Below are 13,431 nucleotides of genomic sequence, written 5' to 3'. Positions count from 1 at the left end.
TCCTGTTCTAGCAGCTTTCGACGGCCCGTGCACCGCTCTGGGTCAATACTTTATCGGTTGAGCGCTTGTGGGGCGGCGAAGGGAGCGCGGCAGGTGTCGCGTTGATGGCCAGAAAGATGGAGCCCCAAGCATAGTCCGGATTCTGGGTTCTGCCTTTGCATGCCTTGGTGAGGGGTGGGGCGGGTAGGTGCTTGGCGTGAGGGGAGTGGTGCCTGTGAGATCGAGCGCCGCCCGCGCGGCGCATCGCGGCTAAAGCCGCTCCTACATTTGTTGCAACGTGCCATGGCCTGATAGGCCATAGTTGTCAGCCTTGTTGGCTCGACGAGATATTTCGGCTGGTACTGCTGCCGCCTCACCTGTCTTCAGTCATGCGCCAAGGCGAACAACCATGGCCTGACTGGAACGGCGCGTTGCAACAAATGTGGGAGCGGGCTTGCCCCGCGAAGCGCCGCGCGGGCGGCGCTCGATTTCATGAGCGCCGAAGATCTCAAATCTTGAGCTAAAGTGGCGCGCCCCAAAAAAAAGCCCAGGGTCCTCACCAGCCCCGGGCCTTTCTTCAGCCGCTAGCCACTATCAGTGGAACTGCTCTTCCTCGGTCGAACCGGTCAGGGCAGTCACCGACGAAGCGCCACCCTGGATCACGGTGGTCATGTCATCGAAGTAACCCGTGCCCACTTCCTGCTGGTGCGCCACGAAGGTGTAGCCTTTGCTGGCGTCAGCGAATTCCTGCTCTTGCAGCTTCACGTAGGCGGTCATGTCGTTACGGGCGTAGTCGTGCGCCAGGTTGAACATGCCGTGCCACATGTTGTGAATGCCAGCCAGGGTGATGAACTGGTGCTTGTAGCCCATGGCGGACAGTTCGCGCTGGAACTTGGCGATGGTGGCGTCGTCCAGGTTTTTCTTCCAGTTGAAGGAAGGCGAGCAGTTGTACGACAGAATCTGGTCCGGGTACTCCTTCTTGATCGCTTCGGCGAAGCGACGGGCTTCGTCCAGGTCCGGCTTGGCGGTCTCGCACCAGATCAGGTCGGCGTACGGTGCGTAGGCCAGGCCACGGGAGATCGCCTGGTCAAGGCCAGCGCGCACTTTATAGAAGCCCTCACGGGTGCGCTCGCCAATCACGAACGGCTGGTCGTACGGGTCGCAGTCGCTGGTCAGCAGGTCGGCGGCGTTGGCGTCGGTACGGGCCAGGATGATGGTCGGCACGCCCGACACGTCAGCTGCCAGGCGTGCGGCAACCAGCTTCTGTACTGCTTCCTGGGTCGGTACCAGTACCTTGCCACCCATGTGGCCGCATTTTTTCACCGAGGCCAGCTGGTCTTCGAAGTGCACACCGGCGGCGCCCGCTTCGATCATGTTCTTCATCAGTTCGTAGGCGTTCAGTACGCCCCCGAAGCCGGCTTCGGCGTCAGCCACGATGGGGGCGAAGTAGTCGATGTAGCCTTCGTCGCCTGGGTTCTTGCCGGCTTTCCACTGGATCTGGTCGGCGCGGCGGAACGAGTTGTTGATGCGCTTGACCACGGTCGGTACCGAGTCGACCGGGTACAGCGACTGGTCAGGATACATGGACTCGGCCGAGTTGTTGTCGGCGGCAACCTGCCAGCCGGAAAGGTAGATGGCCTGGATACCGGCTTTTACCTGCTGCACTGCCTGGCCGCCGGTCAGGGCACCCATGCAGTTGACGAAATCTTTTTCGGGGCGGAAGGATGGGTGGGCACCTTGGGTGACCAGCTTCCACAGTTTTTCTGCGCCCTGGCGGGCCAGGGTGTGCTCCGGCTGCAGGGAGCCACGCAGGCGAACGACATCAGCGGCGGTGTAGGTACGGGTCACGCCTTTCCAGCGCGGGTTTTCGGCCCAGTCTTTCTCGAGGGCTGCAATTTGCTGTTCGCGTGTCAGTGCCATGGAAATAAACCTCGTCGCATCGATCTTGGGGTAATTGTGCTGATGCTCGGGTACGAATCAGGGACCTGGCGGCTGTCCTGTCCGGAGGAAGGCGGCGGCGAACGCGAAGGCTCGAAGGGGGAAGGAGGTACAGGCCTGGCGCAGGAGTGCTCCGGCAGGTCGGCTCGTGGTTGCCTTGCTGCGGTGCTACGCGATTGCCAGAACTGCGGTGATGCGCTTCCGTCCCTCGGGACAACTTCTTCGTTGCAGTCGCAATCCCGTCGAACCGCCTTGTGGGCCGTATAGACACGAGGCGCCTCCAGGGGTGGGAGGAGCACGCCTCGAAGGCCCTTGCCAGGGCCCCTGATTAGCGGGAGCGAGGCCATCATGCCCTTGGTAAAAAGTGCCTGTCAAATGTTTTGTAGTGCTTTTTTTGGCTTACTACATCTTTGGTCTAATGCGACTCGGCGGTCAGTTTCAAGGCCTTGGGTCGAGGCCTTGAATTGCCTGGGATCAGTCGACAAGGTCGACTTTGACACGCAATGTCATGTTTTCACCCCGTTGCGTGCTGTAGGTGTGGCTTGACGCGCTGCGGTCGGCTTGGCTCTGCTGGTTGAACCCTGCCAGGGTGATCCACTCGCCGAGCTTGCCGGTGATGGTCGTGTCGGTACTTTGCACTTTCACTACATCAGCACGTTCCTGGCTCATTCGGTCGTTATTGGTGCTTATTTGCAGACGAACCGTTTCGCCGCTAAGGCTTGGAGTTACGTAGAAACCCTGGGTCACATTGCGGTATTCGGTGTTGCTCTGGATGCGCCCATAACCATCGGTGCTACTGCTGGTGACCGGGATGCTCTGGCCAACCTGGATCAGCGCCGGCTGGCCCTCGCTGGCCTGAACCTGCTGCAGGCCGCCGTCACGGTTGCTGGTGCCGTAATGGATGACACGCGCGTTGCCGCGGTTGTCCTGGTAATTGCTGTCGTTGTTGTCGACGCTGATCAGCAGGCGCTTGGGGGCGGTGTCCAGTTGCTGCAGCAGGGCGCGAAGGTCGTCGATGCGCTCGGGGCTGGCATTGACGATCAGTTTGTTCTCGAAAGCGTTGACGCTGCCGTCCTTGCCGATGAAGGATTGCGCGGCAGGCAGCAGTTCGACGCTGCTGCGGTGCTGCAGGGGCAGCACTTCGGTAGCCGCCTGGGCGGTCAGGCTTGCAGCCAGCAGCAGTGAGGCGCAAAGGGGGCGTAGCGGCATGTCCATGATCTCCGCAGGTAGAATTTGCCATGATGTCAAAAGGGTTCAGCTTGCACTGGATGCACATCAAGGGCAGCTTTTTTATCCTGGCATTATCCGGCTAGCGACAAATTATAGTCAGCATGATGGTTGCGGATAATCGCAGGCCCGTTCCCGCAGCGCCGCGCACTCGATGGTGCTCGACATAGCCACGGGTGATTACCTCAAGCGGTGGCTGCTGTCAGACAAATTCCGTAACATCGCGCCCCTCGATTGTTGCCGTCCCTGTAGGATCTTGATGAAACCCGCTCGCCTTCGCGCCGACCTGCTTGCCGGCCTGACCACGTCCTTCGCCCTGGTGCCCGAGTGCATCGCCTTCGCCCTCGTGGCCCACCTCAATCCGCTGATGGGCCTGTATGGCGCCTTCATCATTTGTACCCTGACCGCGCTGTTCGGCGGCCGCCCGGGCATGATTTCCGGTGTCGCCGGTTCGATGGCCGTGGTGATCGTCGCGCTGGTGGTGCAGCACGGTGCGCAATACCTGCTGGCCACGGTGCTGCTGGGTGGCGGGGTGATGATCCTGTTCGGGCTGCTGCGCCTGGGCAAGCTGGTACGCCTGGTGCCTTACCCGGTGATGCTTGGCTTCGTCAACGGCCTGGCGATCGTCATCGCCCTGGCTCAGCTGGAGCACTTCAAACAGGGCGAGCACTGGCTCAGCGGCTCGCCGCTTTACCTCATGATCGGCCTGGTGGCGCTGACCATGCTGGTGGTCTACGTACTGCCGAAGCTCACCCGCGCCGTACCGCCTGCGCTGGTGGCGATCCTTGGCGTTGGCTTGCTGGTATACCTGCTCGACCTGCCGACCCGCACCCTCGGCGACATGGCGCACATCGCCGGTGGCCTGCCGGCGCTGGCCCTGCCGGATGTGCCTTGGAACCTGGAAACCCTGAAAATCATCGCCCCCTATGCGCTGCTGATGGCCATGGTCGGGTTGCTGGAAACCCTGCTGACGCTCAACCTCACCGACGAAATCACCGAGAGCCGCGGTTACCCGGACCGTGAGTGCGTGGCCCTGGGCGCGGCCAATATGGTCTCGGGCCTGTGCGGCGGCATGGGTGGGTGCGCGATGATCGGCCAGACCGTGATCAACCTCAGTTCCAACGGTCGAGGCCGGCTCTCGGGTGTGGTGGCGGGGGTGATGATCCTGTTGTTCGTGCTGTTCCTGTCGCCGCTGATCGAGCGTATACCACTGGCGGCGTTGGTCGGGGTGATGTTCGTGGTCGCCCAGCAGACGTTTGCCTGGGCGTCCCTGCGGGTGCTGCACAAGGTGCCTGTGAGCGATGTACTGGCGATCATTGCGGTCACGCTGGTTACGGTATTTACCGACCTGGCCACGGCTGTGCTGTTCGGTATCGTCATCGCGGCGGTGAACTTTGCCTGGCAGCACGCGCGCGAGCTGTATGCCGACAGCCACGAGGATGGCGAAGGGGTCAAGCATTACCAGGTGCATGGCACGTTGTTCTTTGCGTCGGTCACACCGTTTCTCAACCAGTTCGATGCGGCAGGCGACCCGGCCAAGGTGACGCTGGACTGCAGGCACTTGAGCTTTGTCGATTACTCGGCAATTGCGGCTCTCAAGACCTTGCGCGAGCGCTATGCCAAGGCCGGCAAGCAGTTGCGGGTGGTGCACCTTTCCGAGCGCTGCAAGAAGCTGTTGAAGCGGGCGGGCGAGCAACACTGAATTTTTTTGCGGTCTGCAATGGCCCTATCGCCGGCAAGCCGGCTCCTACAGGTACAGCGCATGTTTCGAGGCATGCGCGTTAGCTGTGGGAGCCGGCTTGCCGGCGATCTAGGGCGCAGCCCTCGCTTGATCACTCCCCGCGGTTTTTCTTCACGATCCCATCGGCAATGCTCGCCGGCGCCTCGGCGTACCGGGTGAATTCCATGGTGTAGCTGGCGCGGCCCTGGGTCATGGAGCGCATTGAGGTGGCATAGCCGAACATCTCCCCCAGCGGCACTTCGGCGCGGATCACCTTGCCGGCAGGCGTCTCGTCACCATCCTGGATCATCCCGCGGCGGCGGCTCAGGTCGCCCATGATGTCGCCCTGGTACTCCTCGGGCGTGACCACCTCGACTTTCATCACCGGTTCCAGCAGCACGGCCCCCCCTTTCTGCGACAGCTGTTTGGTGGCCATTGAAGCGGCGATCTTGTAGGCCATTTCGTTGGAGTCGACGTCGTGGTAGGAGCCGTCGAACACCGCTGCCTTCAGGCTAATCAACGGGTAGCCGGCGAGCACGCCGTTCTTCATCTGCTCCTCGATGCCTTTCTGGATCGCCGGGATGTACTCGCGCGGCACCACGCCGCCGACAATTTCATTGATGAACTCCAGGCCTTCCTTGCCCTCATCGCCAGGTGCGAAGCGGATCCAGCAGTGGCCGTACTGGCCGCGCCCGCCGGATTGGCGAACGAAACGGCCTTCGATTTCGCAGGTGTTGCGGATCTTTTCGCGGTAGGCCACCTGCGGCTTGCCAATGTTGGCCTCGACGTTGAACTCACGGCGCATGCGGTCGACGATGATGTCCAGGTGCAGCTCGCCCATGCCGGAGATGATGGTCTGGCCGGTTTCCTCGTCGGTGCGCACGCGGAACGATGGGTCTTCCTGGGCCAGCTTGCCCAGGGCGATGCCCATTTTCTCCTGGTCGGCTTTGGTTTTCGGCTCGACGGCTACGGAGATCACCGGGTCGGGGAAGTCCATGCGCTCGAGGATGATCGGCTTGTCGATGTCGCACAACGTGTCGCCGGTGGTGACATCCTTCATGCCGATCAGTGCGGCGATGTCGCCGGCACACACGTCCTTGATCTCAGCGCGCTGGTTGGCGTGCATCTGCACCATGCGGCCGATGCGTTCCTTCTTGCCCTTGACCGAGTTGAGCACGGCATTGCCGGAACTGAGCACGCCGGAGTACACCCGGGCAAAGGTCAGGGTGCCGACGAACGGGTCGGTGGCAATCTTGAAAGCCAGGGCCGAGAAGGGCTCTTTGTCGTCGGCGTGGCGCTCCAGGTGCTTTTCTTCGTCGTCCGGGTGGGTGCCCTTGATAGCCGGGATTTCCGACGGCGCGGGCAGGTAGTCAATGACCGCGTCGAGCATCAGCGGTACGCCCTTGTTCTTGAACGACGAGCCGAGGATGGTCGGCACTATCTCGTTGGCGATGGTGCGCTGGCGCAGGGCGGCCTTGATTTCGTCGATGCTCAGCTCCTCGCCATCGAGAAACTTCATGGTCAGCTCATCATTGGCCTCGGCTGCAGCTTCGATCATGTGCGCGCGCCATTCATCGGCCAGCGCCTGGAGTTCGGCGGGGATCTCTTCTTCACGGTAACTGGTGCCGTTGTCGGCATCGTTCCAGTAGATGGCCTTCATCTTCACCAGGTCGATCTGGCCAATGAAGTTTTCTTCGCTGCCGATGGCCAGCTGGATGGGTACCGGGTGATGCCCCAGGCGCTTGTCGATCTGTTTGACCACGCGCAGGAAGTCGGCGCCCTGGCGGTCCATCTTGTTGATGTAGGCCAGGCGCGGCACGTGGTATTTGTTGGCCTGGCGCCACACCGTCTCGGATTGCGGCTCGACCCCGTCGGCGCCGCTGAACACCACCACCGCGCCATCGAGCACGCGCAAGGAGCGCTCCACTTCGATGGTGAAGTCGACGTGGCCGGGGGTGTCGATGATGTTGAAGCGGTACTTGTCGGCAAATTGCTTGGTGGAGCCTTGCCAGAAGGCCGTGGTGGCCGCCGAGGTGATGGTGATGCCGCGCTCCTGCTCCTGGGCCATCCAGTCCATGGTCGCGGCACCGTCGTGCACTTCGCCCATTTTGTGGTTGACGCCGGTATAGAACAGGATGCGCTCGGTGGTCGTGGTCTTGCCGGCGTCCACGTGGGCGACGATACCAATGTTGCGGTACAGCTCGATGGGCGTTGTGCGGGCCATGACGGACTACCTGCGGCTGTGCGGATTCTCCCACGGTAGCAGAGCGGGAGAATCCTGCTTTACCGCCGAGCCGTCAGTCGGCCTGGGCTTGCAGCAACCACTGGCCGTCCACTTCGCGGGCCAGGCCGCTGGCCGGCAGCAGGGCCAGCAGGCGCTCGTGAAGGGTGGCATCGGTGAAGGTCTTGAGTGTGCTCAGGTCCAGCGCACCCATCAGGTTCAGGTCGGCTTTGGTGTAGGACAACCAGGCCTTTTTCAGCACCTGGGCGACATCGCTGCCGGCAGTGCTGGCGAAGCGGCGGTGCCATTGGCGCCCTTCGAACGTGAAGTTGTGCGCATGACTATAGGCACTCTGGTCGCTGCCTTCGGTGCAGCGGTGGCAACGGCACGGGCCTTCGCCGAAGGCATTGCGCAGGTAGCTGTTGAAGTCCACGACGGGCTTGAGGGTCAGGCGTTTATCGACCTCGAACAGGTCGGCGATCAGGGGTTCTTCGGCGCTCACTCGGTGTCCTCGTGTGGTGTGGCGTGCATCGGCGGGCACCCTAACAGATCGGGGCGGGGGAGGCCATGTGTTGTGGCGTGCCGCCCATAAGGCCAATAGAGACAAGTGCTGGCCGCTGCCGTACTCTACGCGCCCGCAGAACAAACCCTTCAACACCGAGGTAACCCGCTTGAGCAACAAGTACCCGTACACCGCCACCGTGACCATCAGCGCCGAAGACCGAGGCGGTGACACCGAGGCCTCGGAAAACCCCAAGATGCGCGTGGGCCTGGAAGCGGTGACCGAAACCCTGAAGAAGGTGCATTTCGTCGGTACGCTCGCGGCCCCCGAGAAATCGGCCACGCACATTTGCGTGACCCTGGAGAACGGCCTGACCTACTACGGCCCGATCGTCAACGGCCACGCCGAACTCGAAGGCGGCTGGATCGCCTTCGAGTCGGACATGCTCACCCCTGAGGAACTGGGCCTGTAAGCCTCAGTTCAACTCGGCCAGGCACTGCTCGAAGATATCCAACCCTTCTTCGAGCACCTCGGCCTCGATGGTCAGCGGTGCGAGCAGGCGGATGATGTGCCGCGCCTTGCCGCTGGGCATCAACAGCAAACCTTTGCCCCGCGCCGCGTCCATGACCTTGGCCAGGCGAGCTGGCGCCGGGCTGCCATCGGCATTGACGAACTCGACCCCGCGCATCGCACCCACGCCGGTCAGGCGGCCGATGAACGGGTATTGGCCTTGCCAGCGTTCAACACGGCTGATGATCGCCTGCTCCTGGCGTTCGCCCCAGGTGGCGACGTTTTCATCGGTCATCTGCGCCAGGCTCGCCAACGCTGCTGCACAGGCGATCGGGTTGCCCGAATAGGTGCCACCCAGGCCGCCCTTGGGCAGCGCCGCCATCAGTGCCTTGCGCCCGACCACTGCACCCAGCGGCATGCCGCCGGCAATACTTTTTGCCAGCAGCAGCAGGTCCGGCTCGATGCCCAGCCGTGGGAAGGCGAAACGCTGGCCCGTGCGGCCGAAGCCGGACTGGATTTCATCGATGATGATCAGGATCCCACGCTCGTCGCAGAAGCGGCGCAGGGCCTGGGCGAAGGCTGGGTCGAGGGCGAGGAAGCCGCCTTCGCCCTGCACGGGTTCCAAAATGAACGCCGCCACGTCCTCGACTGCCAGCTCGACGCTGAACAGGCGGTCCATGGCCTTGAGCGCCTGTTCGCAGGTCACGCCGGTATCGGCGCTGGGGTAGGGCAGGTGGTACACAGGCCCCGGCAGTTCACCCACCCGTTGCTTGTACGGGGCGACCTTGCCGTTCAGGTTCAGGGTTGCCAGGGTGCGGCCATGGAAGCCACCGTCGAAGGCGATGATCGCCCGTTTGCCAGTGGCGCCGCGGGCAACTTTCAGCGCGTTTTCCGCCGCTTCCGCACCGCTGTTGGTGAGCATGCCGGCCAGCGGGTAGCTGACCGGGACGAACTCGCTCAAGCGTTCCATCAGTTCCAGGTATGGGCCATGGGGCGCGGCGTTGAACGCGTAGTGGGTCAGGCGGGTGGCTTGAGCCTGGATCGCCTCGACCACGGCCGGGTTGCAGTGGCCCAGGTTGAGCACACCGATACCGCCGACAAAGTCGATATAACGTTTGCCATCGGTATCCCAAACTTCGGCATTACGGCCATGGGAAAGTGTAATCGGGTGAACGACGGCAATGGATTGGCTGATACTTTCCAGATTCATGGGCACGCGGACCTTGTTCGAGTTTCTTAATATCGAAGCGCGCCGACATGTTATTCCGCAAACGAATTATTCGATTGCGATCATTCCCTCGATTCGTGAACTTGGTCAATCCCCCTCCGCCACCCGCTCGCGGATCCACTGCACGAAGGCCCTGATCTTCGGCACTTCGGCCGCGTGCTCGGCATGGGCGATGAAGTGCCGCCCGTTGCTAGCCACCGGGTGGTCCCAGGCCACCACCAGCTTGCCTTCGCTCAACTCCTCGGCCACCAGGTAGCGCGGAATCAAGGCGATACCGCAACCGGCGATGGCTGCGCGAATACACAGGTAAAACGTGTCGAACCGCGGGCCGTGGTAGCTGTTCTGGCTGTGCAGCCCCAGGCCCAGAAACCATTCGTGCCAGGCCTCCGGCCGCGACGCGCACTGCAGCAGGCGGTGCTCGGTAAGCGCCCCGGCACTGCCGAAGCTGTGCTTGGCCAGCAGCTGCGGGGCGCACACCGGCACCACCTCCTCACTGAACAGCTCGATGCAGGTTGCCCCAGGCCAGGTGCCCTGGCCGAAAAAGAAGGCGATGTCGGCCTTGGCCTGCACCAGGTCGAAGGGCTCCAGCTCGTTGCGGATGTCCAGGTGAATGCGCGGGTAGCGGTCGCCAAAGCCCTTGAGCCTGGGTACCAGCCAGCGGGCACCGAAGGTCGGCTGAGTGGCAATGCGCAGCACTTCGGTCTCGTCGCCGTAGCTGAGGATGTAGCGGCTGGAGATGTCGATCTGAGTGAGGATCTTGTTTACCTCGGTGAGGTACAGCGCGCCGGCCGGGGTCAGGTGCAGGCGCCGGCGAATGCGCTGGAACAGCGAGTGCGAGAGCATTTCCTCAAGTTGCGCGACCTGCTTGCTGACGGCGCTCTGGGTCAGGTGCAGCTCTTGGGCGGCACGGGTGAAGCTCAGGTGCCGGGCGGCGGCTTCGAAGCACTGCAGGGCGGTGGTCGAGGGCATCAGGCGTTTGGACATGGCAGGCGCGTACCGAGCAAAAAAGGAAGAAGTTCATTCCATATCGGAATCATGTGCTTCGAAAAGGTCGTTTGTTGACCTCGCCCTATAGATTAATACTGACCTGAGTCAACGATTACAACCGGTACTGCGAAGAGGAGGCAAGTGCACCGCCGGGGACTTCACAACAAGAAAAAAGAGCAATACGACCTACCAGAATTCTGCTCCAACTTTCAGCCGTCCGCGCGGCGGCCGACCCATTCGAGGGTTCTCCATGGCTTCGCTAGAAAACAACAAACAGCGTTCCCTGCAGCACGGCCTGACGTCCCGTCAGGTGTCCATGATCTCCATCGCCGGCATCATCGGCGCCGGCCTGTTCATCGGTTCCTCCAACGCCATTGCCACGGCCGGCCCGGCCATTCTCATCTCCTATGCCATGACCGGCCTGCTGGTGCTGCTGGTGATGCGCATGCTCGGCGAAATGGCCATCGCCAACCCCAACAGCGGTTCGTTCTCGACTTACGCCTCCGAGGCCATCGGCCCTTGGGCCGGCTTCACCATCGGCTGGCTGTACTGGTGGTTCTGGGTGCTGATCATTCCGGTCGAAGCCATTGCCGGTGCCGACATCCTGCACGCGTATTTCCCGGGCGTACCGTCCTGGCTGTTCGCCTTTCTGATCATGCTGTTGCTGTCGTGCACCAACCTGATCAGCGTGAAGAACTTCGGTGCGTTCGAGTACTGGTTTGCCCTGGTCAAGGTCATCGCGATCGTCGCCTTCATCGCGGTCTGCAGCCTGGCCGTGTTCGGCTTCTGGCCGCTGGCCGAGGTTTCCGGGGTCAGCCGGCTGTGGGATAACGGCGGCTTCATGCCCAATGGTTTCGGCACGGTGCTGGGCGGTGTGCTGATCACCATTTTCTCGTTCTTCGGCGCCGAAATCGTCACCATCGCCGCTGATGAGACGGCCAACCCGAAAGACAAGATCCGCCGTGCTACCAACCTGGTGGTGTACCGCATTGCGATCTTCTACCTGGCGTCGATCTTCCTGGTGGTATCGCTGGTAGCCTGGAACGACCCAGGGCTGAAGGCGGTGGGTTCGTTCCAGCGTGTGCTGGAGGTGCTCAACGTGCCCGGCGCCAAGCTGCTGGTCGACCTGGTGGTGCTGGTAGCGGTCACCAGTTGCATGAACTCCGGCCTCTATACCGCCTCGCGCATGCTGTATTCGCTGGGCGCGCGTGGCCAGGCGCTGAGCATGACCAAACGCATTTCCGGCGCCGGTGTGCCCACCGTGGCAGTCATTCTCTCGACCCTGGCAGGCTTTGCGGGTTGCTTCGTCAACTACGTGTTCCCCGGCAAGGTGTTCGGCTTCCTGCTGTCGACCACCGGCGCAATCGCCTTGCTGGTGTACCTGGTGATCGCGGTATCGCAGCTGCGCATGCGTGCCCGTGCCGATCGCGAAGGGCGGCCGCTGGAGCTGAAGATGTGGCTGTTCCCCTGGCTGACCTGGCTGGTGATCGGCACCATCGTGATGGTCCTGGGCTATATGCTGTTCAGCGATGCCTACCGTTATGAAACGCTGATGACGGCCGGCGTGACCTTGTTCATCCTGCTGGTTTCGTTCACCCAGCGGCGCGGCAGGGTGGTTGCGCAGACGGCGTGAACCACGAGGGGCGCCTGGCGCCCCTTTGTCATTGGCGCTGACAAGAAGCGGCGCTACCATCACAGCTTGCATTCCTTCCCATTCCAACAAGCACAGGAAGCGTATGAACGAACAAGCTCTGTCTCTGCAGGCCTTGGCCGCACCTGATGGTATTTGTTACGGCTGCGGTTGTGCCCACCCTAGCGGGCTACATGTGCAAAGCCATTGGGACGCCGATGGTATTCACCTGCTGTGCCGGCACACGCCTGATGGCACGTTCACCGGCTGGCCCGGCCTGGTTTACGGCGGGCTGCTGGCGATGCTGGTCGACTGCCACTCCAACTGGACTGCCATGGCCTATCACTACCGGGCCGAAGGTCGCGAAGCAGGCAGCCTGCCGCGCATTGATTGCGTCACTGGCAGCCTTGGCCTGAATTACCTCAAGCCCACCCCCATGGGCGTCGAGCTTCTGCTCAAGGCGCGAGTGGAAGGCGAAGTCGGGCGCAAGACACGGGTGGTGTGCGAAGTATGGGCGGGGGATGTGCTGACTGTCAGCGCCGATTCCGTATTCGTTCGTGTGGACACCGAGAAGCTCAAGCTCAAGGCGCATGGCCAACCGGGCTGATGAAGGCAGGTGATGGTCAGCCGCCGGGGATGTCCACTACAGTGACAGTTCCATCCATCCGGCACAGGTTGACCATGACCGATCTCAGCGCATTCCCCGTCACCCGCAAATGGCCCGCGCAACACCCCGAGCGCCTTCAGCTCTACTCGCTGCCCACGCCCAACGGCGTCAAGGTTTCGATCATGCTGGAGGAGATCGGCCTGCCCTACGAGCCGCACAAGGTCAGCTTCGACAACGATGACCAGATGAGCCCCGAGTTCATCTCGCTCAGCGCCAACAACAAGATCCCGGCGATCCTCGACCCCGATGGCCCGGGTGGCAAACCGCTGCCGTTGTTCGAGTCCGGCGCGATCCTGCAATACCTGGCGGAAAAGACCGGGCAACTGCTAAGCCAGGACCCGGCTACCCGCTACCAGACCCTTCAGTGGCTGATGTTCCAGATGGGCGGCATCGGGCCGATGTTCGGCCAGGTGGGCTTCTTCCACTTCTTTGCTGGCAAGGAATACGAAGACAAGCGCCCGCGGGATCGCTACGTCAACGAATCGAAGCGCCTGCTTGGCGTGCTCGACCGGCATCTGCAAGGCCGGCAGTGGGTGGTCGACGAGTACAGCATTGCCGACATTGCCATCTTCCCTTGGGTGCGCAACCTGGTCGAACGCTACAACGCCCGTGAGCTGGTGGGGTTCGATGAGTTCAAGGAAGTGCAGCGCGTGCTGGCCACATTCCTGGAGCGGCCGGCCGTTCAGCGTGGCCTGAAAATCCCGGGCTGAGGCTCGCAGGTCGGGCCCTATCGCCGGCAAGCCGGCTCCTGCAGGTCCAGCGCAGCCCTCGAATACTGCGTCACACCAGTGGGGCCGGCTTGCCGGCGATAGGGGCTGACCT

The 13,431-nt window shown here is 62.3% G+C and carries 11 protein-coding genes; 5 read left to right on the top strand and 6 right to left on the bottom strand.

Going from position 1 to position 13,431, the window contains the following annotated elements; genetic code table 11:
* Positions 1 to 573: 573 nt before the first annotated feature.
* Both aceA and ACNQPL_RS16745 read right to left on the bottom strand, forming a co-directional pair.
* Entirely contained in the window at positions 574 to 1,899 is a 1,326-nt protein-coding gene (gene aceA / locus ACNQPL_RS16750; RefSeq protein ID WP_012273289.1) for an isocitrate lyase, read from the bottom strand.
* A 492-nt stretch (positions 1,900 to 2,391) separates the two neighbouring features.
* Positions 2,392 to 3,126 (bottom strand): secretin N-terminal domain-containing protein, encoded by a 735-nt coding sequence (locus ACNQPL_RS16745; RefSeq protein ID WP_416467293.1) that lies wholly within the window; start codon positions 3,124 to 3,126, stop codon positions 2,392 to 2,394.
* Between the two features lie 277 nt (positions 3,127 to 3,403).
* On the opposite strand from ACNQPL_RS16745, the gene ACNQPL_RS16740 reads away from it, so the two are divergent.
* Positions 3,404 to 4,846: a SulP family inorganic anion transporter gene (locus ACNQPL_RS16740; protein WP_416467292.1), complete on the top strand. Its 1,443-nt coding sequence runs from the start codon at positions 3,404 to 3,406 to the stop codon at positions 4,844 to 4,846.
* A 130-nt stretch (positions 4,847 to 4,976) separates the two neighbouring features.
* Here ACNQPL_RS16740 and fusA read toward each other — a convergent pair whose 3' ends face one another.
* Both fusA and ACNQPL_RS16730 read right to left on the bottom strand, forming a co-directional pair.
* On the bottom strand, positions 4,977 to 7,088 hold the full coding sequence (gene fusA, locus ACNQPL_RS16735; protein WP_346612867.1) for an elongation factor G: 2,112 nt from the start codon (positions 7,086 to 7,088) through the stop codon (positions 4,977 to 4,979).
* Positions 7,089 to 7,161: 73 nt separating this feature from the next.
* Positions 7,162 to 7,587 carry a hypothetical protein gene (locus ACNQPL_RS16730; RefSeq protein ID WP_416467291.1) on the bottom strand — a complete coding sequence of 142 codons (426 nt, stop codon included), beginning with the start codon at positions 7,585 to 7,587 and terminating at the stop codon, positions 7,162 to 7,164.
* A gap of 169 nt (positions 7,588 to 7,756) precedes the next feature.
* Here ACNQPL_RS16730 and ACNQPL_RS16725 point away from each other — a divergent pair, with 169 nt between their 5' ends.
* Positions 7,757 to 8,059, top strand: coding sequence for a hypothetical protein (locus tag ACNQPL_RS16725; protein WP_346613193.1), 303 nt, complete (start codon positions 7,757 to 7,759; stop codon positions 8,057 to 8,059).
* Between the two features lie 3 nt (positions 8,060 to 8,062).
* On the opposite strand, the gene ACNQPL_RS16720 is transcribed toward ACNQPL_RS16725, so the two are convergent.
* Together ACNQPL_RS16720 and ACNQPL_RS16715 are read right to left on the bottom strand one after the other, a co-directional pair.
* Entirely contained in the window at positions 8,063 to 9,307 is a 1,245-nt protein-coding gene (locus ACNQPL_RS16720) for an aspartate aminotransferase family protein (RefSeq protein ID WP_416467290.1), read from the bottom strand.
* A gap of 105 nt (positions 9,308 to 9,412) precedes the next feature.
* Entirely contained in the window at positions 9,413 to 10,309 is an 897-nt protein-coding gene (locus ACNQPL_RS16715) for a LysR substrate-binding domain-containing protein (protein WP_416467289.1), read from the bottom strand.
* A gap of 253 nt (positions 10,310 to 10,562) precedes the next feature.
* On the opposite strand from ACNQPL_RS16715, the gene ACNQPL_RS16710 reads away from it, so the two are divergent.
* The 3 genes from ACNQPL_RS16710 to ACNQPL_RS16700 all read left to right on the top strand — a co-directional run bounded on the left by ACNQPL_RS16710 (position 10,563) and on the right by ACNQPL_RS16700 (position 13,319).
* Entirely contained in the window at positions 10,563 to 11,945 is a 1,383-nt protein-coding gene (locus ACNQPL_RS16710; RefSeq protein ID WP_416467288.1) for an amino acid permease, read from the top strand.
* Positions 11,946 to 12,048: 103 nt separating this feature from the next.
* Positions 12,049 to 12,549 (top strand): PaaI family thioesterase, encoded by a 501-nt coding sequence (locus tag ACNQPL_RS16705; protein WP_346612872.1) that lies wholly within the window; start codon positions 12,049 to 12,051, stop codon positions 12,547 to 12,549.
* Positions 12,550 to 12,623: 74 nt separating this feature from the next.
* Complete coding sequence (locus tag ACNQPL_RS16700) at positions 12,624 to 13,319, top strand: glutathione S-transferase N-terminal domain-containing protein (RefSeq protein ID WP_346612873.1); 696 nt, start codon at positions 12,624 to 12,626, stop codon at positions 13,317 to 13,319.
* Positions 13,320 to 13,431 lie beyond the last annotated feature (112 nt).

It is taken from the genome of Pseudomonas sp. LFS044 (assembly GCF_047978245.1).
Classification (GTDB): Bacteria; Pseudomonadota; Gammaproteobacteria; order Pseudomonadales; family Pseudomonadaceae; genus Aquipseudomonas.
This window is presented reverse-complemented; position numbering and strand designations above follow the sequence as displayed.